This is a genomic window from Companilactobacillus zhongbaensis, from assembly GCF_003946515.1.
GTDB lineage: Bacteria > Bacillota > Bacilli > Lactobacillales > Lactobacillaceae > Companilactobacillus > Companilactobacillus zhongbaensis.
Genome location: NZ_RHOM01000004.1, coordinates 115,332 through 138,097 on the forward strand (window position 1 = coordinate 115,332; position 22,766 = coordinate 138,097).

19 protein-coding genes are annotated in these 22,766 nt (G+C 37.1%); 10 read left to right on the top strand and 9 right to left on the bottom strand.

Annotated elements, in window-relative coordinates; translation table 11 throughout:
* Positions 1 to 189: 189 nt before the first annotated feature.
* The 5 genes from EKM69_RS03270 to EKM69_RS03290 all read left to right on the top strand — a co-directional run bounded on the left by EKM69_RS03270 (position 190) and on the right by EKM69_RS03290 (position 3,980).
* On the top strand, positions 190 to 819 hold the full coding sequence (locus EKM69_RS03270; protein WP_125708083.1) for a helix-turn-helix domain-containing protein: 630 nt from the start codon (positions 190 to 192) through the stop codon (positions 817 to 819).
* A gap of 55 nt (positions 820 to 874) precedes the next feature.
* On the top strand, positions 875 to 2,059 hold the full coding sequence (locus EKM69_RS03275) for a site-specific integrase (RefSeq protein WP_125708085.1): 1,185 nt from the start codon (positions 875 to 877) through the stop codon (positions 2,057 to 2,059).
* A 238-nt stretch (positions 2,060 to 2,297) separates the two neighbouring features.
* Complete coding sequence (locus EKM69_RS03280) at positions 2,298 to 2,663, top strand: PH domain-containing protein (RefSeq protein ID WP_125708087.1); 366 nt, start codon at positions 2,298 to 2,300, stop codon at positions 2,661 to 2,663.
* A 247-nt stretch (positions 2,664 to 2,910) separates the two neighbouring features.
* Positions 2,911 to 3,240 carry a hypothetical protein gene (locus EKM69_RS03285; RefSeq protein WP_125708089.1) on the top strand — a complete coding sequence of 110 codons (330 nt, stop codon included), beginning with the start codon at positions 2,911 to 2,913 and terminating at the stop codon, positions 3,238 to 3,240.
* A gap of 170 nt (positions 3,241 to 3,410) precedes the next feature.
* Positions 3,411 to 3,980 (top strand): DUF5067 domain-containing protein, encoded by a 570-nt coding sequence (locus tag EKM69_RS03290; protein ID WP_125708091.1) that lies wholly within the window; start codon positions 3,411 to 3,413, stop codon positions 3,978 to 3,980.
* Between the two features lie 35 nt (positions 3,981 to 4,015).
* On the opposite strand, the gene EKM69_RS03295 is transcribed toward EKM69_RS03290, so the two are convergent.
* From EKM69_RS03295 to EKM69_RS03320, 6 genes are all read right to left on the bottom strand, one after another.
* The gene (locus EKM69_RS03295; RefSeq protein WP_125708093.1) at positions 4,016 to 5,074 is read right to left on the bottom strand and encodes a permease; all 1,059 of its coding nucleotides are present in this window, start codon (positions 5,072 to 5,074) and stop codon (positions 4,016 to 4,018) included.
* Positions 5,075 to 5,730: 656 nt separating this feature from the next.
* Complete coding sequence (locus tag EKM69_RS03300) at positions 5,731 to 7,140, bottom strand: C69 family dipeptidase (protein WP_125708095.1); 1,410 nt, start codon at positions 7,138 to 7,140, stop codon at positions 5,731 to 5,733.
* A gap of 28 nt (positions 7,141 to 7,168) precedes the next feature.
* Positions 7,169 to 8,239, bottom strand: coding sequence for a M24 family metallopeptidase (locus EKM69_RS03305; RefSeq protein WP_125708097.1), 1,071 nt, complete (start codon positions 8,237 to 8,239; stop codon positions 7,169 to 7,171).
* An 18-nt stretch (positions 8,240 to 8,257) separates the two neighbouring features.
* Positions 8,258 to 9,652: a peptide MFS transporter gene (locus EKM69_RS03310; protein ID WP_125708099.1), complete on the bottom strand. Its 1,395-nt coding sequence runs from the start codon at positions 9,650 to 9,652 to the stop codon at positions 8,258 to 8,260.
* A 24-nt stretch (positions 9,653 to 9,676) separates the two neighbouring features.
* The gene (gene pepI, locus EKM69_RS03315) at positions 9,677 to 10,561 is read right to left on the bottom strand and encodes a proline iminopeptidase (RefSeq protein WP_125708101.1); all 885 of its coding nucleotides are present in this window, start codon (positions 10,559 to 10,561) and stop codon (positions 9,677 to 9,679) included.
* Positions 10,562 to 11,500: 939 nt separating this feature from the next.
* Positions 11,501 to 11,764 (bottom strand): hypothetical protein, encoded by a 264-nt coding sequence (locus EKM69_RS03320; protein WP_125708102.1) that lies wholly within the window; start codon positions 11,762 to 11,764, stop codon positions 11,501 to 11,503.
* 1,173 nt (positions 11,765 to 12,937) lie between these two features.
* On the opposite strand from EKM69_RS03320, the gene EKM69_RS03325 reads away from it, so the two are divergent.
* The 3 genes from EKM69_RS03325 to EKM69_RS03335 all read left to right on the top strand — a co-directional run bounded on the left by EKM69_RS03325 (position 12,938) and on the right by EKM69_RS03335 (position 17,342).
* Positions 12,938 to 14,242 carry a glycosyltransferase gene (locus EKM69_RS03325; protein WP_225423824.1) on the top strand — a complete coding sequence of 435 codons (1,305 nt, stop codon included), beginning with the start codon at positions 12,938 to 12,940 and terminating at the stop codon, positions 14,240 to 14,242.
* A 15-nt stretch (positions 14,243 to 14,257) separates the two neighbouring features.
* The gene (locus tag EKM69_RS03330) at positions 14,258 to 15,976 is read left to right on the top strand and encodes a glycosyltransferase family 39 protein (protein ID WP_125708104.1); all 1,719 of its coding nucleotides are present in this window, start codon (positions 14,258 to 14,260) and stop codon (positions 15,974 to 15,976) included.
* 73 nt (positions 15,977 to 16,049) lie between these two features.
* Positions 16,050 to 17,342 carry a glycosyltransferase family 2 protein gene (locus tag EKM69_RS03335; protein ID WP_225423825.1) on the top strand — a complete coding sequence of 431 codons (1,293 nt, stop codon included), beginning with the start codon at positions 16,050 to 16,052 and terminating at the stop codon, positions 17,340 to 17,342.
* A 758-nt stretch (positions 17,343 to 18,100) separates the two neighbouring features.
* Here the strand turns inward: EKM69_RS03335 and EKM69_RS03340 are convergent.
* The gene (locus EKM69_RS03340; RefSeq protein ID WP_125708106.1) at positions 18,101 to 18,394 is read right to left on the bottom strand and encodes a hypothetical protein; all 294 of its coding nucleotides are present in this window, start codon (positions 18,392 to 18,394) and stop codon (positions 18,101 to 18,103) included.
* A 157-nt stretch (positions 18,395 to 18,551) separates the two neighbouring features.
* The gene (locus EKM69_RS03345) at positions 18,552 to 19,655 is read right to left on the bottom strand and encodes a serine hydrolase domain-containing protein (protein WP_125708108.1); all 1,104 of its coding nucleotides are present in this window, start codon (positions 19,653 to 19,655) and stop codon (positions 18,552 to 18,554) included.
* Between the two features lie 193 nt (positions 19,656 to 19,848).
* Between EKM69_RS03345 and EKM69_RS03350 the strand changes: the two genes are divergently transcribed.
* Both EKM69_RS03350 and htpX read left to right on the top strand, forming a co-directional pair.
* The gene (locus EKM69_RS03350; protein WP_125708110.1) at positions 19,849 to 20,400 is read left to right on the top strand and encodes a LemA family protein; all 552 of its coding nucleotides are present in this window, start codon (positions 19,849 to 19,851) and stop codon (positions 20,398 to 20,400) included.
* A 13-nt stretch (positions 20,401 to 20,413) separates the two neighbouring features.
* Positions 20,414 to 21,325, top strand: a complete 912-nt coding sequence (htpX, locus tag EKM69_RS03355; RefSeq protein WP_125708112.1) for a zinc metalloprotease HtpX — start codon at positions 20,414 to 20,416, stop codon at positions 21,323 to 21,325.
* A 178-nt stretch (positions 21,326 to 21,503) separates the two neighbouring features.
* On the opposite strand, the gene EKM69_RS03360 is transcribed toward htpX, so the two are convergent.
* Positions 21,504 to 22,274, bottom strand: coding sequence for an NEAT domain-containing protein (locus EKM69_RS03360; protein WP_164505830.1), 771 nt, complete (start codon positions 22,272 to 22,274; stop codon positions 21,504 to 21,506).
* Positions 22,275 to 22,766: the final 492 nt, after the last annotated feature.

The window sequence follows — 22,766 nt, forward strand, 5'->3', positions numbered from 1 at the left end:
TCTCCTCTCATCTGAATATCTAAGTTTCTTAGATTATGTAAATATTTTATATCTAAGTTTTTTAGATGTCAATATCTAATTTTATTAGATATTAGTTACTTCAAATTAAATATATCTATTTTCCTTAGATAATTAGTTGTATTAGCTCTCATTAGTTGTTATTCTTTACATAAAAGAGTGGTGATTAATTTGACTGAAAAAAATAATAATAGATTAAAAGAATTAAGAAAGAAAAAAGGAAAAACTTTAGATGATATTGAATTAGATACGAAAATCAAACGTGGAACTTTTAGCAATTACGAGAATGGAAAAACCGAGCCTAAACTTGAGGTGTGGGAAAAACTAGCTAACTATTTTGATGTTCCTGTTTCCTATCTACAAGGTATTTCTGATGACCCTAACGGTTGGAATGATTGGGCAAACGCTACTGGACACTCTGTATCTCAAATAAAAAAAGAAATTAAGAGAATGACTGATTCAAATAGAATCGATAAAAATGAGAACATCCAAAAGATAATTGGACAAGCAGTAGAAAACTTGGAGGGTCAAGGTCAAACTGATAAGGGTGTTATTAATAACTTACAATTTGCAATTTCTCAATTAGGCTCTACTGTCAATAATGCTTATATTGATCCAAAAAAAAAGGAACAATTTAAAGTAAATCCTGGTTCAGAACTTGACATTTATAATTATCCTAATGGAATTAAAGATATTATTTATGATGATATGAGTGTAGAAGTATACGATGAAATATTTAAAATATTACAAAATACCAGGGCGGAACTTTATGATTTAATTTCTAAATATCATCTTCATTAATTAACCATCTCCCCATAAACGCGCCGTGCAAAGCTAGAAATGGGGAAACTAAACTATGGCAAGTTTTACACAATACAAAACAAAAGATGGTAGTAAATTTTGGCGTTGCCAGTACACCATTGCAACTGATCCATTAACTGGCAAAAGAACTAAACGACAAAAACGTGGTTTTAAGACACGCAAAGAATGTGAAATTTATGTAGCTCATCAATTGGCTGACTTAGATAATCACGGATTTAAGGAAGACACTAACGCAACGTACAAAGACGTGTACGATAGTTTCATTGAGTCTTATAGGAAGACGGTCAAAGAAAGCACGCTAAACCACGTCTTAGGAATGTTTAGAATACATATCTTGCCAGCTTTCGGGAAATATAAGATAAAAAAAATAACCGTTACTACCTGTCAAAAGATAGTAAACGGTTGGTATGATGATTTTTCAGACTATAAAAAGATTAAGAATTATGCCAATCTTGTTTTTAAAGAAGCCAGACGTTTGAGTATCATATATGAAAACCCTATGGATCTTGTAATTATGCCAAAAAAGAAGGCTAAAATGCAAAATGCTGATGATAATAAATTTTGGGATAAAAACGAATTACAGGCTTTCATAAATCAAACTAACAAGTATTATGGTGGTAGAAATGAGAAAGCAGTAGCATTGTTTAGACTACTAGCCTTCACAGGTGCCAGGAAAGCTGAAATATTGGCTTTACAGGTTGCTGACTTTGACTATAAAGATAAGACATTATTAATTAATAAAACTGTTACAAGGGATATTGATAACCACCAGGTTATTGGTACACCTAAAACTATTAATGGCTATCGTACTTTACACTTAGATCAAAATACTGCGGATATTTTGAACCATTGGATAAGTACAATGCACAAAGAAATGTTTATGCTTGGATATAATACTGGTTCACGGAACCAATGGATATTTCCTAATACTCACAACCAACTATTATCTATGATGAAACCAAACAAGTGGATGGATGCAGTTATTGACTCATACAATAATGATAAAGATAATAGAAAAAAATTAAAACGTATTACACCACATAAACTAAGACATACCTGGATAACACTTGCTATTGAATCAAACAATCTAACCTTGAAACAAATTCAAAAGCAAGTTGGTGACAGTGACACTAGTGTTATTCTTAATACTTACGCTCATGTTACCAAACAAGCCACCGAGGAAACAATAGATAAATTTACCAGTTATGTAGGCTTCTAAATTTTCGGAGCCACGAGCGGAGCCGTTAGGTGTTTAAGCGCTATTAAACCCTTGTAAGCACTGGTATTATAAGGTTTCATCATGTGGGGATATAACCCCCATACGGGTGATAATTGAATTTTTTCTATCTTAAAAATCTGTAGACGTTGAGTTTACGGGTCTTTTTTTATGATAAATATTTTAGACGTCCAGTACTCTGAATGACATTAAAAGCTGAATAAAATTTAGGAGAAGTAATATGGGATTATTTGGAAATGCAAGTGTCACTGATAAAGATTCAACAGAAAATAATCTTTCAAAAATACTGATTGATGGTGAATCTGTTCAACTATCGTATAAACTTATCAGGGATAAGTTTGTTTTCACAAATAAGAGATTAATAATCATCAACGTTCAAGGGCTCTCCGGTTCAAAGACTAGTTATAGAAGTATACCCTATCGATCAATTTCCAGATTCAGTATCGAAACAACCGGGACCTTTGACATAGACGCTGAACTAAAAATCTGGATTTCAGGACAAGTCGAACCCTCTGAATCGTACAAATTCAGTGGTGACAATCATATTTACGATATACAACGGGCATTGGCTACCGCAATCTTATAAATCATGTTAAAATACACCTATGGAATCAAGGTAACCCTTTGGTTTAAAAGCCCTTGCCTCATCGAGCCTTTGGTAACGATGTTGTGTTTCATATTAGTAGAGCTAATCTCAAGCTGAGGTTAGCTCTTTTTCTTGCATTAATATAATTTATTTGTGCAATATTCACTAATTCTGAGATTACTAATTTATGGTATCAACGGTATTTTCTTTGTATAATATTAGGTAAATCTTACTGAGGTGAACTAATATGAAAAAATTATTTATGCTGCTCACTCTAATACTTTCAATCGTCACAATTTCCGCTTGTGCCCAAAACAAGTCTGCAGATTATAACAGTGAAAAATCTTTTGAAACTGCACTTAATAAAGGGAAAGACTTAGAAAATAAAACTGTAAAAATTAAAGTTAACAAAATAGTTCCAAACAGTGCTTTTGGATACAACATCCAAACTGGTAAACATTTGAATTTTGTTTCAGACGATAATCCAAAAGTAAAAAAGGGTGACACTTTGATTCTAAAAGTCAAAAACATCAAAAGTGTTCTTGGTAGCTACATAATCACTTATGATAAACAGTAAATCCAATAAATATCGAAATGATCACTTTACATCTTTTGATTTTGATCATATTTATCTGTAAAAATACCACTATCGCAACGTTATTCAACAAATTGCTGGTATGCATAAAAGCATTACCAAGTCCAATAAGCTGAACGACTTGAAAAGCTGCCTAATGGGAGGATTTACAAATGAAAAAAGGATTGTTATACGGGACTATTTCGCTGGCTACTCTTATTCTCATCGCCACTGGCTGTTCAAATAATAATTCTGATGATAAAAAGTCAGAAAATAAGACTGAACAGACAGAAAAATCTACAAAAGTTAAAAGTCAAGATGTGTCCGAGAAAAAATGGACTTATAAAGATGATGTCTTTGATGCAGGGAATTTAACTTATAAATTCACCAAATCAGAAGTTAGAGATTCCATTACCGATGGTGAAAAAGTCCTCGTTTTATATACGGACGTAACAAATAATTCAAAGAAAGAACAAGATCCATCCAATATATACATGGTACTTCATGCCTATCAAAAGACTGATACAGCAAACAAGCAGCTTGATCCAGGTATGACGGCATTAGATGAAAATGCAAATGATCCACTACAAGCAGAAAATGATGCTTTATCAGATAAACTATTGCCAGGGAAAACTACACATGCAGTTGTTGTGTTCTCATTAGTAAATGATAAAGATGTTAAAGTTGAATTTTCAAATGAGGATTTCAAAACTATTGGGACAAAAACTTACAGTATTAATTAAGATTAAAAAAATCGACCCGCAAAGGTCGATTTTTTTTATAGCACAAACGCACCTACAACTCCGGCGACGAGACCGAAGGCAAATACTAGTGCTGCTGTTATTCCCAAACTCTTCCAGCTAAGTACTGGTTTCAACAATGCTAGTGAAACGATACTTACAGCTGGTAATGTCATTAGTAAGGCTGCTGTTGGGCCACCTGTTAAACCTAATGCCATTAATGCTTGAATAATTGGGATTTCGCCGGCTGTTGGGATCACGAAGATCGTTCCAACTAAGGCGAATAATAAGATTGCTAATACTCCACTGCTTAATCCCCCTTGAATGGCAGGGAATAATACTCCTTCAAATGTTCCTAGTAAGAAAACAATGACAACATATGCAGGAATACTGTCGATGATCAAAGTGTAAAAAGCTTTCCACCAACGTTTTAGCAAACTTTCTGGATCTTCCTCTGTAGGGTCGAAGTCAACGCCATTTGGCACTTCAACTCTTTTTTGACCGGCTAATTTACCGACCAAAGTTGCAATAGTAATGACCATTGCGATGCCAAAGATCAATCTGAAGAAAGTAAACTTCCATCCTAAAACTAATCCCATAAAAATCAATGTTGCTGGATTTAGTAATGGATTGGCTAAGAAGAACGCCATAATACTGTTTACAGATGCCTTTGACTTAGAAAGACCAACAGTTACTGGTGCTGAACAACAAGTGCACATCATAGTTGGTACACCCATCAACGTTCCGATCATGGTATTTCTCAGTTTAGTTCCCCCCAAGTAGCGACGTACCCAGCGAACTGGGATCAATACTTGAACTAATGAACCGACAATAATGGCAACGACTAAGGCTTTCCAAACCGACAAGAAGTAAGCAATAGTAAATGTATAACCAGTCTTGAGCGAAACCCCCGCAGATTTCGCACCAACACCAGCGATAATTGAATCACCTACTGAATGTGTTGAAGCAGCTGTGATTGCCTTTCCGTAATACGGCCACCATTTGACGTAAAAAATACCGGCGATCAGAATCACAAAGAATAGCACAGCAAAAATTATTTGCTGCTTGTTACGATTGTTAGAAACTTGACTCTCCATCTAACTCATCCCCCTTATAAAAAAATTGTGAATCCCCTTTCACACGATTTAGTATAAGGTATTTTCAGCTCGTTTTCCATGGATTTGTGAAGAAAATAACGACTGAGGGATTAAGGTGAAAGGCTTGATATATGTCATGTTTGATGTGTTTGTTCAGTTGTGACGGGGGATTGTGAATATTTATCAATCGATAAATTTTCAGTAAATTTTTTTTTTAGTATGGATAGTGGTGGGATTTTTTGTTGAGGTTCACTGCCGGTTCCGGGGCGGGGCGCTATATGGGATTGGAACGCTGTGGACCCGATTGAAGCTATCCGGGAAGTTCACCCGGACATCTCCAATACGAGTCTTATTCTAAGCTCCTTCGTCGCTAAGAATAATTTCACAGCTGAACCCATATAGCGCCCCGCCCCTCCACCTAATGTTGTAATCAATACTCTTTTTTTTGGGATAGTCCCTTATTTCTTTTGGTTAAGTTGGCACTAAGCTATCTCCCTATTTTTTGCTGGTCTATCTCAATGTGTTCTGAGATGGTAAATTCAAGTTCAAAACAAAAAAAGGACAAATACAGATTGCATATGCGATCTGTATTCGTCCTTTTTAAATCCTTTATATTTCTTAATAAACGATTCTTAAAAAATTTTATGATTTTGATTTTATCCCATTAAATCGAAGTGCAAACGCATTTCTGGGGAGCCTAGTTCTATCATTTCTCCGAATAGTTTTACGCTTCTGTCGTAGGTTTCGTCGGCCATTTTTTGGTTTACTTCTGTTAGATATTTGGCTACGTTGTCTTTTGAAGCAAAGTTTTCGTCTGCTTCTATTTGTAGGTTTCTGAATTTTGCTACTGACTCTAGTTCGAAGGTGTTTCTGCTGTCTTGGTATAGGTCGTAGTCGTAGTCACCTAATAAGCCCATTGCCTTGCTTAGCCAATAAACTGATGTTGGGTCGAAGGTTGCTGGGGTGTCTCTGAATGAAGCTGGTGTGTCTTCTACGTTGGCGTAGAACGGTACTATGGTGTCGAAGGTATTGTTTCCGAAGGCTAACCAGTGGATGCCGGCTATTTCGTCTGGGACACCATTTCTGATTTGGAGAATGTGTAAGCTGTGGTTCCGGTTGATCCCTATGGGACGGAACATTTTCTTTTCTTCTTCAGTTCCCATCTTGCCGTATACGTCATATGGCGTATTTTCATAGTGTGAACTTAAAGCGAATTTGACATCTTCGATTGATAGTTTCTTTTCGGAGTGACAAATGAATGGCAAGTCTTGGTCTCTTGGATCTTGTTCGATCTCGGGATTGAACAATTTTTGAATGTACCATGCACGTGGATTGTTGTACTCTGAATCTCTCACTGTCGAGCTACCAAAAATGTGTCTCAAATTAGTCTTGTTGCGGTCTGGGTTCATGTGATATTTGTCGATGATCTCTCGTAAGTTGGTTGAACACATGGTGTCTTTTGAATCAAAGTCGAAGTCGTCGATATTCATTCTGTTTGGTGCTACCACATATGCGTCATCCGGGATCTTAACTGCGGCCCAGTTGTGACCACCAATTGTTTCAAACCACCAGATTTCGTCTTTATCAGAAAATGAGATCCCGTTTGGTTCGTATGTTCCGTATTTTTCAAGGAGAGCACCTAAACGCTCTACCCCTTCGCGAGCACTGTGAATATAAGGCAAGACAATTACTTCTAAGTCTTCTTCACCCAATCCGTCGTAATTGTATGGATCCACCCCGAGGATCCGTGAATTAGTCGTGATTGTTTCTGTTGCTGACATGGCGATGTTTTCACTGTTAATACCTGATGCTCCCCATAGACCTTCTTTTAAAATCGTTCTTGGAGTCAAAGTGTATTTCAGTGGATTTTCAGGAAGTTTTATTTCCAAGCCAGTGATCACTGACTTATAGTCTCTTTTTTGCTCTTCTGGTTTTACGACGATGAATCTTTGTGGTTCGATCGAGCCGTGAGCGTCATTGTCACGAGCAATCATAGTCGAGCCATCGATCGTAGCGTCCTTTCCTACTAACATTGCTGTACATGATCCGCGAAATCTTTTAGTCATAATAAATCCCATCCTATCTATTATTTTTTTACAATTCGATCAAATCGTGCGAAATACTGATCATATTTTCAAAACCATCTTCTGTGACTAAACCTTGATCCTCGAGTCTAATTCCACCCCATCCTGGAATGTAGATCCCTGGTTCAACTGTCAAAACAGTATTAGCTTCTACTGGTTCGTCATAATCGACTGCTAACAGTGGCTCTTCGTGAACGAATAAACCGATGCTGTGACCGATCTTGTTATAAGTTAAGTCTGGATACTCAGTGCCCTCGAGTGGTTTGAGTGATTCTGGATACGTGTCTTTGTAATTGACGCCAGCTTTGAGCATGTCTTCAACTATTTCTAGACTCTTGCGAGTATATTCGTAAACTTCTTTTTGCTTAGCAGTAGCTTTACCGACAACGACTGTTCTTGTCATATCTGACATGTAGCCCTTGTATTGGCAACCAAAGTCGAGTAAGACTAAATCGCCATATTCAATAGCTTTATTATCAGAAATACCGTGGAGCAATGAAGTCTTCGCACCTGAAATCAAAATGTTCCCATAAGGCTGATTGTCAGCCCCTTCTTGAGTCATAAAAAGCGATAATTTCATAGCCAATTCTTTTTCAGTCACACCAACTTTGATCTCTTTTAAGATCCGCTCGTATGCGCGACAAGTGATCTCACAAGCAATTCGTGAATAGGCGATCTCTTGAGGTGATTTGACTACACGCATGTGATCGATCACGCCACCTGCTTGAACTAATTCAGCTTTAACTTTTTGATGGAAATCGGCATACATATCATAAGTTAAGTAGTCGTCTTCAAAAGCAATCGTTTTGATATTGTTTTCTGCAACGACCTTAGCAACAGAATCACCGACTGTCTTACCAGGAAAACGCCAATTTATCACTTGATAATCAGGTATTTCGATATCTGCTTGTTCTGTGTAACGAGGATCGGTAAAGAAGTATTGGCCGTTTTTAGTTAACAGCAAATATGAATCATCTCCGGTCCAGCCACTAGTAAAACGGATATTTTCCCGTTTTGCCATGAAATATGCATCTAAATTTTTTTGCTCTAAATATTCTCGAACTTTTGATTCGTTTAACATTTCAAACTCCCCTTTTTACTACTTAGCTGATTCTAGTCGATCGAGTGACTTACTTGATAAGTACAAGACCACACCTAAACCGATAACGATCAATGCTAAAATTCCATAACCAATTTGGAATTGAGTTGGGTCGGTCGTTTTTAAAATTGCATAAACTTTTGGATAGATCAATGTGGCAAAGAATACCGCTACTGGCCAAAAGCCTAATAATAGTCCCATCAATTTCGATGGTGCCATCTTCGTAATAAACGAATTTCCTAATGGGCTGAAGACCATTTCACCGAGTGACATAACGATACCAACTACAACGATCCAGACCATCGAAGCATTTCCTTGGCCAACGAAGTCGGCGACGATCATGATCACATAAGAAATACCCATAAAAATCATTCCTAGAGCTGTTTTTTTGAACATGCTCATATCGCCTTGTGGGCGTTTAGCTAATTTTGTCCAAAGTTTAGCTAGGATAGGTCCTAAAGCAATACATACTAAGGCATTGACTGAATCAAAATAAGACGTTGGGACATTGAAGCTTCCGATAGCCCAGTTAGCCCGGTTCAAGAAAGCTGCTCCGTCACCATGTCCGAAGTAGTAGTAAACGGGCATGTAAGCCAAATACCAAGCCATCCAGAAGACGACTGAGAACAATGTAACTAAGATAATAGCTGTGACACGTTTTTTATCACCTGCTGTAAGTGGTGCATTTTTTCCATCTTCAGTCTCATCATTTTGAGCGGCGACTGATTTAAATTTCCGTTGATCGATCTTAAATGGCTTACTACCAGCATCGCCTAAGCTCTTGCGGTTCAAAATAAACCATAAAGCATCGAGGAACATGAATAGTGAACAAACTAAGAACACATTGTTGAAACCAATCAAAGGAATCAATAGAACGATGAATGTAGTTCCTGTGAAGCTACCGATATTAACGAAAGTATATTGAACGGTGAAGGCTTCGTTAAGCTCTTTTTCATCATCGAACAATAAACCATTAACACCGGAAAGATTACCTTTGAATAGTCCGGTACCAATTGAAACTAAGATGATCATTGCCCAAACCATTCCGATCGAATGGGCTTGCCAAGTAAATAAATAACCAATGGCCATCAAGATCATTCCGGAACCAACACAGAATTTCGGATTGAGCCAATAGTCTGCGACATAACCACCTAGGACTGGCGTGATATAAGTCAAAGCAATAAACATAGAAGCCATCGAAGCAGCCTTAACATCAGTTAGACCGAGGCCCCCTTTTCCAGTCTGTGTGGCGATCCAAATAGCCAGCATGTATTTAACTGTGTAAAAACTAACTCTTTCAAACGTGAAACCTAATGAACAAACATAAAAACCAAACGGCTTTTTCGATTTTACTTTTGTTTCTTCATTCGGTTTATTTTCAACGCTCTCATCCATAAGTAACACCCCTCACTGTGTTTTTTAATCGTGGTCGTCCAACCATTTCGATAAGATCTGTTCATACTTTTCGTTTTCTTCAACAAATGGCATGTGGCGACTGTGAGCAAACAATTCCCACTTGGAACCGGGAATGTTGTCGTACATTGTTTTGGCTATCAATGGAGTACATAGATCATTGATACCACTAGTGATCAAAGTTGGCGTCTTGATATCTTTCATCTGATCCATGTAGTCATAATCATGCAAGGTCCCTTCCGGTGAGTATTCATTAGGACCCCAAGCTACCATATAGCTTTCCGTCCCAGGAACTTTTTTTCGACGTAAAGGCTCTGGCGAATCTGCTGTCGGTGTTGCTGCAGCATGTTGTTCCATGAATAAGTCGTTTGCAGCAATGTAATCTGGATCATCATAATTACCAGTCTCTTCGGCTTTTTTAATGGCAGCTACATCTTTTTCAGACATGAAATTATTGATCATCCGATGCTGCTCTTGAGCCCACAACTTAGCCGATGGCAAGGTCCCGGACAAGATCATGCTCTTAACACCTTGAGGATGGTAATCGCACATGTAAATAAACGTCAACATGCCTCCCCAAGACTGCCCAAGCAAGTGGATCTCATCAAGACCAAGATACTTCCGCAATTCGATCAACTCATTAGCCCAAGTCTCCTTACGCCAAAGCTCAGGATTAGACTCAGTAGCGGACTTACCGCAACCGATCTGGTCATACATAATCAACTGCCGACCATCAACAGCCATATTATCCAAAAGCTCAAAATAATTATGAGTAGAACCAGGCCCACCATGAAGCAAAACCAACGGAGCCTTCCCATCCTTCTGCTCACCAACGATCCGGTAATAAGTCTTATACCCAAGATACGGCATATAACCTTCTTCAATCTTCATCTTCCATTCCCCCTAAATCATTTAAAAATCATCTTCGGAAAAATCTGTGAAAAACAAAATTTAAATCAAAGCATCCTCAAAAGTCACAAAACAATCTCCTCCCAAAAGTAACTAAATTTTAGTTACAAATTTCACAAATAGGTGCAAAAAAATAAACCCAGCACCAATACCTCCTACATTGTACATTCGGAAACATTTTTTGTAAACGGTATCACGAATGAGGGCAATTTTCATTCATTTATCATAAACGGGCCAAAAATCATTGTAATAACAGCTTTTAGAATCATTCATTGCAACGTCAGTAAATAACTGTCTATCCTATTACAACAATCAAATATGACAATAAAAGATTTAAATCTAAAACCATTACCAGTCAATGAAAATTGATCATATTTTCACTTTATAATAAAAGCTTGATTTAATATTAAGTAAACCAGCAAAACAAAATGCAAAAATTAAAAACAAATTAAAATAAAAAGAAAAACGCGTTTTTCACGAGCGACAAAGGAGCAAGTGAAAGAGCCAGAAAAACCGGGATTAAAATAGCAACCGATGTAATACAAAAAAAAGCTGAAAAAGATAAAAAATACCAATCAAACTCGTAGGAACAAAAATTCAATAGGTACATCCAAACAAATCGCAGCCAGTTAGCACAAAAAAGATAAGTACCGTACACCCACAAACAAAGGAAGTTTGTACAAACCTAGGTTCGGTGGGGGTGGAGGGAATTCGACCGTCAGCCGCGAAATTTTCGTTTGCACGGCATGGGCCGTGCTTACGAAAAGGTCAAGCTTTGAGATGTCCAAGGCGGTCTACCTTGGATAGCTCAAAGTTGGCCCGCAGCGTTCCACGGTCGCAATTCCCGGAACCCCCACCGAACCGGCAGTGAACCACCAACAAAAAAAGCCCCAGCACAACAAAAGTGCCAGAGCAAAAACATCAATCCACAACATTCAAATCATACTTACTAATAGGCAAATCATCCAAACAACTATCCATAAACCTCTTCAACTCCTGATTAGACAACAGCTTCATCTCAAAAATCTTATGAGACTTCTTACAACAAATCATCTTCCCAGAACTCTGTTCAATATACATCGTAGTAACATCTTTACCTTTATTTCTGATTACTTCAAGACGAAGGAACTTGTTAGAATCGTAGTGTTTAACAAATGCCTTTACAAATTGATCAGTTTCTCTCATCAATATCACCCTATTTCTTATTTCCATATACAGGAATCAAAAATAAAAAATATTATTTAGAATATTTACATCATTATAGTAACCCGAAATTATATTGTGGATAAATCATATTTGGAAAAAATAAATTGCATTTTTTTATAAGTAAATTAATCAATAGCAAACATTTAATAAAATTATTCTATTAATTTTTTTATTAAATCTAAAAGCATTGTTAGCCATGATTAATTTACATACTAAGGATAATTAAAATTGACGGTAAATTCTTACTCATTTTTAATAAATATAGTTTATCGAATTCAAATTTAGATCGAGCTTTAAACGTATTACTATAAAGATGTTCTCAGCAAGATAGTTGTATTCCCTTCTATCAACCAATTAGCACTCTAATTCTTAAATACCTACTGAGAACACTTCCTTAAACAATTTGTTTGTAAACTCAAACATTAATTCATGTGTTTCTCCTCAAAATAATTTTTCTAGCCCTCTTTTTAAGAGGGTTTTTTAGTGGCACGGTTTGTATTGATGATGCCGAATAACCATTAGCGTTCGTAATTAGTCGATTGATCGACTATCGGAAAGAACTAGTTACACCAGGCTAACTTCATATCTGGGCCATTAATTATCCATCTGGATCATACAGATTTAATTAGTTTTAAAAAACAATTGTCGCTAACTTTTGTTTGCTTTTTTTGTCTCAAGTTTTGCTTATCAGTAATTTTTTTCTTGGTACTTTTTATTTTCATATGACTAAAAAATGAAAATTGAAACGCCATTATATTAGAAACTTTAATCATTATCAAATACTTTTTGCTGTTTTATAATGAAGTTGTAATAACTAGTAGGATTCATATTTGATTATTTAGGGAGGAAATCGTTATGGTACGTATTTGGAAACATTTTACTTATTTTTTCAAAAGAAATCATAACTTATCTACAGTCCAAGACCGGGAAGTTTTATCGGAATTGATTTCTGAAAATAAGTAGTATATTTATTTTATTGTTATTATTCGACGACCTGTTTAGGTCGTCTTTTTTTATGGCCATTTTTGCAAGTAAAAACTCTTTTCATTTTTCGTTAGTGAAAATTTTTAATATCAATATTTTTTTATAGAAAAATCATTTTAAAATACAGTCGATCTAAATTTATGATCATCGATCTAGATCAGTTTATCTATGCATCATAAGAAGGTGATGAACTATATGATACTAACCAAAATCTTATTAGTCGTTTCACTAATAACCTTCTTATCCTATCTACTCTGGTTTTCAATTTTTTACTTGATTCGGAATAAGAATGTCAAATGTGAAACTAAAAATATTCCTTACAATCTTTTCATTATGGTTCCTCTGCTCAATGAGGAAAATACGGTCAATTCTTACGTTAAAAATATGATTACCGAGTTGAATAAACTTCGTAAAAATATCAAGACGAATATTGTTTTGATCAATGATGGTTCCGATGATCATACTTTGGCTCGCCTAACGAAGATGCAGCATACCATCGTCAGTCCCCACACTAATATTTACGTGTTAAACAGGGTCTTACCTAATGCCCGGACTGGTAAAGGGAGTGCCCTGAATTACGGTTTAAACTTTATTCAAAATTTACCCTCGAAATACGACAAAACCCATACGATCATTGGTATCGTCGATGCCGACGGCTTTATTTCTGCCAAGCACATCAAGATGGTCATCGGTACTTTTGAAAACAATTCCGTTGGGATGGTGCAAACTGCTGTTTCGATGAATTCAACTTCCCACAACTGGCTTTCTAAGATGCAAGATGTGGAATTCTTAGGTGCCAATTCCTTCATGCAAGAAAGTCGGAATACTATTGGTCAAGCAATTGCTTCCGGTAACGGACAATTCACTACTTTGGAAATGGCTGTCGCCGTAAAATGGGGCAATTCTTTACTGGAAGACTTCGAGTTCACCATCAGAGGATTGTTGCAAGGGTTCAAAACCATTTTCTTACCGCAAGCTATCGTCTACCAAGAAGCCGTCAGAAAAATTGTTCCCTTATGGAAGCAACGGATCCGTTGGTGTGAAGGCTCAATGCAGTGCTGGATCAAGTATTCCAAGCAACTGTTCTTGTCACCGCTTGTAAAAAACATTGTAAAAATCGATATGCTACTTTTTTTGACCATGCCTTTTATTAGTATGTTACTCAATATCGCCAACAGTGTTTCAGCGATAATGCAATTCAATAATATTTTCAAACAAAAATTACTACCAGTGGTCATGGTCTTTATCATCGTTTTGATGTTTACCTTATTCGTCTGGTCCTTGATCGGACTGGAATATCACCAAAATGACCATCAACGTTCCGTTTTCACTTGCATTTTCTTAGCTTGGCAATGTATCGTTTACAACTTTATTTTGTCGTACATCCCTTACTTTGCCTTTACCTACCTCATTACCGGCCGAGTAAAGTGGGACAAAACTGCTCACGCTCAAGCTGCTCACGCCACAAATTAATTGGGAGGGAATTTTATGAATCGCTCTAAATCTTATCAAAACAACATAAATAAACCAAAACACTACCGATTCATTGGCCACACGAGAAAAAATCGTTTAGTCAGTCCTGGATTCCCTCTTGGGAGAACTATCCATGATTTATTCGGCTCTGTAACTAACCATAAAAAAACAGCACCACAGCCACAGATCAAACAAAAAAGTTCTAGCATCGTTCAAACGATCAAGTTTGTTTTTCAAGCTGTCAGCGTTTCGATTGCAGCCGTGCTTTCGCTTTTAATGGCCGTTGCCACTTGGAACAGTAGTAACAATCTTACGACTGATCCTTGGATGATCACCTCATTCGTGTTAATCTGCGGACTGATTTTTTCAGCTATCTACTTAATTTCTATTTGGCTGCGCGATAAACCACTATTTATTTTCTACTTGATCATTCTAGTAATTTCATTAATAAAAATAGTCTTCGTCATGTTTTATGCAATCCATCCAACGAGCGACTATTTCAACTACCACTATTTTGCCTTTCAACATGCATCAGGCGTCTTATGGACTAAAAATATGGTCGGGACCAACTTGTTCTTCCCTCATGTTTTAAACATCGCCATGATGTTCTCGATCCCCTACTCCTTGATCGGGACTAATTACGCTACTGCACAATTGTTCAATGTCTTTCTAACTTTTTTCGATGCAGCTTTCATCTACATCCTCGGAAAAAGATTTTTCAACAAACAAGCTGGTATCATTGCTTCGTTGATTTTTTCACTGATCCCTGCTTATTACTTGTACTCAACCTTAAACGGAGCTGAGCCTTTCTTTTTGACAGTTGTCTTAGCTTTGATGATTTGTTTCGATACTTTCATGAATCGTCCTCAAGATAGTACGACTGACCAATGGGTCGCCAGTTTTCGGAACATGTCACTGTTGGCAATCATCGCTTATATGATCCGGCCAACGATCGGAATTTGGATCATCATGGGCATCATTTACTTGATCCTAGTACGTTATCCATACAAACTAACGACTAAATTCAAACTGACTAGAAGCGCCTATTTCCTCGGTATCACCGTCTTATTCATGCTATTTGCCGGGCTTTCAACTACAATTTACAGTCATCTTTATCAATTACCAATTGCTAGCGGATCGATCAACACGCGCTATAGTCTAGCAACTGGGACCACTGAGCGGACTGGAGGTTCTTATAACTACAAGTTATATGACCAATTAACTAAAGATATCAAAAACGGCAAATCGACCAAACAGATCAATCAGACTGCCAACGAGCAAATGAATAATCAATTTAGACAAAACGTAAAGACTATTAGCAATGGTCCGGGCTGGCTCAATTTACTCAGTCGGAAATATGCCAACTTTGCAGATGAGAGTTATGGCTATGGTTGGATCTATTACAACACTTATTCAAAAAATCGTTATCTAGAGCAGTATTCCGATCTCAGGTATCCATTGATCAGCTTCTCAACGATTTTCTTCGAATTTATGTTAGTTCTAGCATCCCTCTCAATGCTATTGATCTTCATCTTTGAACGGAAAAATTCTGAACCTTTGATATCGACTAACAAAATTTTCTATTTATCATTAATGCTCAATGGCTTTATTTTAGGATCTATGCTCTTTGAAGTCCAAGGCCGCTACCACGTAGTTTTGTACATTCCATTAGCATTAGCAGCCGGTGCGATCACTACCTTTATTTCTAAAAAGCGTGCACTCAGTGCTAATTGATTCCTAACCTACCTGTACTTGGAAAAACTTAAACAGTTATTATTTGATACTTGAACAACATTAGGAGGAAACCATGATTGTTACTTTTACCAACATCCTGTTGATTCTTTCATTGACCACCTTTCTGTGCTACTTACTGTGGTTCACCGTTTTTAATTTCGAACGCATTCGTGATGTAAACAGTGAAAAAAAAGATACACCTTACGATCTATATATTATGGTTCCACTATTAAATGAAGAAAATACGATTTTTTCTTACGTGAACAACTTGATCAACGAATTGAATCACGTTGACCGTTCCATTAATCCCAACATCATTTTGATCGATGATGCATCTAGCGATAAGACCCTCAAAAATCTCCATACTCTTTGCGAAGCATCCTTGGGAATTCGCACGAATATCCACGTTTTATCAAGAAGGCTGCCCAATGCTCAACAAGGAAAAGGAGCTGCACTCAACTTTGGTTTGAATTACATCGCCGGTTTGGATCGTCGACAAGATGATCAACACACGATCATCGGAATTATCGATGCCGATGGTTTTATGTCAGCTAAAGCCATGACTTCAGTCATCGGTGCGTTCGAAAATAACCATGTCAGTATGGTGCAAACAGCCGTCGGTATGAACCGCCGTAATTTCAACTGGCTTTCCAAAATGCAGGACATCGAATTTTTAGGCGCCAACTCATTCATGCAAGAAAGCCGAAATCGTCTCGGACAAGCTATCGCCAGTGGTAACGGACAATTTTTGACCTTAAAAATGGCTCAAGATGTTCGTTGGGGTGACTCATTACTCGAAGATTTCGAATTTACGGTCAGAGGATTACTCAAGCAACATCGAGCTTTATTTTTACCAACTGCCATCGTTTATCAAGAAGCCGTGACTTCCTTAAGACCACTACTGATCCAACGTATCCGTTGGTGTGAAGGTTCCATGCAATGCTTCGTCAAATATTTGAAAAAAATTATTGTCTCGCCACACATCAACATGGGTGTCAAAATTGATTTATCACTCTTTTTGATACTTCCGTTTTTCAGTATGTTACTCAACTTCGCAAACATTGCATCGATCTTAATTCAGTTGACTAACGTTTTTACCAAGAGATCTCTGCCAGTTATTATTGTTTTTTCGATCGTCATAGTCTTCACTTTACTGATCTGGCTAATGACAGCAATCGAATATTTTCACAACACGACTAATCTTTCGTTGCTTACTTGCCTCTTAAGAGCTTGGCAATGTATTTTTTACAACATCATTTTATCGTTCATCCCCTACGTTGCCTGTTTCTATTTGGTAACCGGAAAAAGGGCTTGGGCAAAAACCACTCATGGCCAAAATCTTGCACTACCTAATGGCAATAAATAATCGGCTGAAACTATTGATCAATTAACGATTAAACTTTTGCCTAGAAGCACGTTAAGATCATCAACTCGATCCTGATTTTGGATCATGATTTGGCAGACCAACTTAAAACTCAAAAAAACAGCAGCTCAGATTATTTCTGAACTGCTGTTTTTGAGGCTAAGCCTTTCCCAAATGTACCTCTTATGATCTTAAGGTGTAAACATATTATGAATTAGTTACTTGATGTTAATCCACTGAATAGTGATGAAAATAGAGTGCTGAATGCTGACCCTATTGAACTATTGAATGTTCCCAATGATGAGATGATGTTAGTCAAGAATGTCATAATATGTCCTCCTTTTGATTTTGTTGTTGTACAACATGTTTATACTATCACTGTATTTTTTCCTAATCAAATTTATTTTAGATTTTAGTTAATTACCGACGTTATGCGATTTTTAAGGTTTGATTTAACTTTTGGTGCATTTTATTGAATAGTTTTTCTGCTATCATGCTTTCATACAAAAATCCCCCTGCTCACCTATGATGAGTAGGGGGATCTTTGTGTTGGTAAAAAGGTACTACTTAGTACTACCTAGAAACTATGATTCTCTGATAAATGAATCTCATTTATCTATTTCTATTATCGCTATTCTAGAAAAATATGTCTACAATTTTAAGCTAATTTTAAATAAAATAATTTAAATATAATGTTTATGTAACAATTTTAACAACAACTTTAATAACCTTTATTTTTCAAGAAATGAAAACGGTTGTATTTAACTTAATTTGACAAAATCCGCATTTTTTTCTGGTGATTTCGTGTGCAAATAATAGCCATCAAATGGTAATAATTTGGATGCTTCACTTAAAATCACGTTTACAGATTTTGTGTTCATTGGTGAGATTGAATAAATTTGTTTTAATTGATCGTCGCTTGAATCTGTTTGCTTGATAAAGATCGAAGATTGATCTAGAGAATCGTTGTTGATTACTTCCAAACTTGAAAACGTCTTGGCGTTGTATTTCTTGTTAAATTCGGCAATAAAGTCATCTAATATTACTTTGTTCATCTTAAACACCCCTCACAGCACATTATACGAACATACGTTCCCCAACGCAACTACAAATATGCTGTTTTCCCCCTCAAAAATTAAACAAATATTTCATATATCAACTGCTCAACAATTAAAATGATAACTAAGAATTTTGACAAAGTAAATTGAATTTTTATTTTTGTTGGGCAATCGTGTATATTTGACTGGCCATTGGTTTGATATCAGCCGCTAATCTTTGATAGTTACTCATTATTACTACAGCTGTCTGACCATCATCGGAAATATGAACGACGGATTGGAATCCATAACCCCAGCCGTTGGCTGAATGACTCTGGTGATTATTGTAAAATCCGCCACCGTAAGTACTAATACTAGCGGGAATAAATAGAGTTTGCCGAGATTGTTTGGTCAGCAAGTTGCCACTGACAATGTAATTTTCGACTTTGAATAAGTCTCTAGGACTCATAAATACTTGGCCTGTACCTAACTCGTCACGAGTTTGAAATGGGGTCGTGATGAATGGATTATGATAATTCAAATTGGCGGAAACGGGGATCTTATTAGTGTATCCTTGAGCTTTGTTAACGTCGTTATCGCTACCATAAGCAAAAGTCGTTTCTTTAAGATTTAATGGAACAATGTAAGTCTGTGTAAAGGCCTCTTTATAAGTTTCGCCAGTTACCTTTTCAATGATCCGTGCCAGCAAAACAAAATTTATTGGCGAGTATTGCCATTTATTGAGCATCAAATGGTCAAAATTAATATTAGCAATGTCAGCATCGACTAGTTGCGGATCAGCTAAAACTTTCGTTGGACCATTGCCCTTCAAAGTTAAACCTGATTCCATATCAAGCATTTGTCTCAAGGTGATTTGATCAGCGCCTTTGACATTAGGAAAATATTTAGACAAATGATCAGTTAAATTGACCTTCCCTTGTTGGACTAAATTCATCAAGATACCAGCAGTCAGATTTTTTTGGATCGAATCGATCTCGTAAGATGTAGTCTTCGAGTTTTTCACCCTGCGGCCAAAATCGGCATAGCCGGCACTCTTTTCATACAAGACATGTCCATTTTTAACAACATAGATCGAACCGCAAAAATTATTTTTCTTAACTAAAGAATCGATCTTGTCGACATCGGTATTCCCAACTGCAACTTTTTCAGTCGCTTTACCAGATACAGGTTGGGCAGCTGTGTGATGAAGTGATCCTACTATTAATACTAAAGCTAAGCAAAAAGCCGCAATGGCAAACTTCCAATAAAATTTTTTCATGGTTGATTTTCCTTTTGTATTAAAAAATATGTATTTAAATATCCACTAAAATCATAATTCATATGGTGGAATATGCGTCTCAAAATTCGATTATTTTTTTTACTACAACTGGCCTCGGGTTTGCTTGAGCAGGATAAGTAATAACATTTTGTAATATGGTAAAATATAGGCAATCAAAACTAAGGAGATAAACATGATCTTAACAATTATTGTTGTAGTAATTTTAGCGCTACTAGCAATCTCATATGTAGCTATTTATAACGGTTTGGTTAAATATCGTAATCGTGCCGAGGAATTCGATTCTCAAATCGACGTACAGCTTAAACGTCGGACTGACTTGATCCCTAACTTGGTGGAAACCGTTAAAGGTTACGCCACTCACGAAAAAGAAACATTGAGCCAAGTTATTGCTTCTAGAAACCAAGTAGTTAACGCTGATACTCCTCAAGCTAAAGCTGAAGCCGACAATGCTTTAACTGGAGTTTTGAGACAAGTATTTGCTTTATCAGAAAGCTACCCTGATCTAAAAGCTAATCAACAATTCCAATCATTAATGGAAGAACTATCTAATACCGAAAACAAAGTTTCATATGCTCGCCAAGCTTACAACAGCCAAGTGCAACAATATGATACAGCTATCGAAACATTCCCTCGTAACATCGTTGCTGGGATCCACAATTTCAAAGCTATCGACTACATTGCTGTACCTGAGTCAGAAAAAGAAGCTCCAAAAGTTAAATTTTAATTAGGAGATCACTATGCTCTATCAGCAAATAGATCGTAACAAACGTAAGACTTATTTGATTTTTGCTATTTTCTTCGTGATCTTGGCAGCTATTGGTAGTTTCATTGGCTATTTTTTCGTCGATAATATTTGGTACGGAATAATTTTTTCATTAGGGATTGCTTTAGTGTACGCCCTAGTAACTTATTTTCAGTCAACTAGTATCGTCATGTCGATGAACGGCGCCAAGAAATTAGAAAACGCTAGCGATGCTCCAAAACTTTGGCACATCGTCGAAGACATGTCGATGGTCGCAGACATCCCGCTACCTGATATTTACATCATCGAAGACCCTAGTCCCAATGCCTTCGCAACCGGACGGGATCCACAACACGCCGCGGTTGCAGTAACTCGCGGGCTGTATGACTTGATGGACCGTGAAGAACTAGAAGGAGTAATGGCGCACGAAATATCTCACGTCAAAAATTTTGACATCAGAGTTTCCACCATCTCCGTAGCCTTATCTTCAGCCATCATCTTAATCTGTAACATCATCGGGAATCTCTATCACTTCGTCTTACCATTCGACAATGACCGAGACGAAAGAAGTGGTGGCTGGGTAGCAGTAAGAATCGGATTGTGGCTAATAGGTCTGATCTTCATGATCATAGGCCCCATCATAGCGAACCTAGTCCAAATGGCCATCTCCAGAAACAGAGAATACCTAGCGGATGCCTCAGGAGCCGATCTAACCAAGAACCCACAGGGACTGATCAACGCCCTAAAGAAACTACAAACCTACGACAGGCCAATGCAAAAAGTAGACGACGCCAGTGCTGCCCTATACTTCTCCGATCCCCAAAAGAAAAAAAGCTTCGAAGGCTGGTTCCAAACTCACCCACCTTTGGAGAAGCGGATTGAAAGATTGGAAAAAGCATTACAGTAGAGAGCGGAGGCCACTGTGTGCCGGAGCTCGTTTCCGCTATAAAACGGGCAACATTTGGTAACTAAAATAACTCGTCTAGCAACAATCAATTCAAATACAAAACAAAAAAATAGACAAACTGTTCAACCAACAGCAAGTCTATTTTTTTGTATCAATTTTACTAAGAAAAGCACCAAACCTACCCATTACGTTTCCGATAATAAACAACTCCAGCAACAACAGCAACGATCAAAACCGTCCCCGAAGCCAAAGCAACATAATGAGTCTTCTTAGTCTTCTTCTCTTTCTTATCTTTATCAGGATAAATCACCGAATCACTATCAGCAGCATCGCCCTTATCCGACTTCTCAGGATTCGACTTATCCTTATTCAACTTAACAGGTTTTTCGATCTTAACCTTCTGTTCATCAGCAGAATCACCAGCATCGCCAGGATTATCAGCAGCAGCGACATCAGCATTACCAGAATCATCAGCAACCTTAGCATCCGAACTAGCAGCAGAATCATTATTAGAACCACCACTATCCAGAGCAGGAACATTCAAAAACTTCAAATAAACCAAAGCATCCATATTAACATTAGCAACCTTAACATCAAGATGCATAGTAACCGGAATCAACTGATTCAAATTAGAAGTGGCAAACTTAAAAGAAGCACCATGAGCATTATTAACAATCTGCCCATCCCCATTATTAATAGAAGTATAAGTAACAGGATGAGAACCGATCCAAGAAGGAACAGAAGAAGTCATAGAAACATAATACTTACCATCTTGGATAACAACATTAGCAGGCTTATCCATATACTGATCAGCATGACTAGTCTGTCCATTAGCTTGAAGAACTTGGTACTGCAAAGAAACAGCAGCAGCCTTATCAACCCAAACTAACCCACTAATAAAAATTAATGAAAAAGCAAATAAAAAAGACAGCAGATTTTTATTTTTCATAATACCCCTCTTAACATAACCTAATATCATTATTTTACTAGACAAAGAAAGATTGTGAAAGAGCCTACCCCATTTAATTTATAAAAAGAGAAATATCGATAAACAATCCAATAATTCTATGTGAAGACGCGGCTTTGACAAACGACGAAGGAGCAAGGCAAACAGCCAGAAATAGCAGATATTGAATATTTTGAAAATCGGACATTGGATAGCAACCGTTGAAAACCGAAAACAAAAATTAACCAGATTTGGACGCAGAAAAAAATCTCAAGAACAAAACAAAACGAGGTATCACAACTCCAACCACAGCAAGTTTCACAAAAATAAATAAGTACCGTATCCCACAAAAAACTCTCTGAGGGGTCGCTTCGCTCCTCCCTCGTAACCATAAGTGAAATACTTCTCTAATCCAGTTATACTCTCATTGAAGGCGGTCCAGTGTTCATCGTTGCTTTATTGGCGTTCTAAAACCCGTACAAAAAACCGATGGCC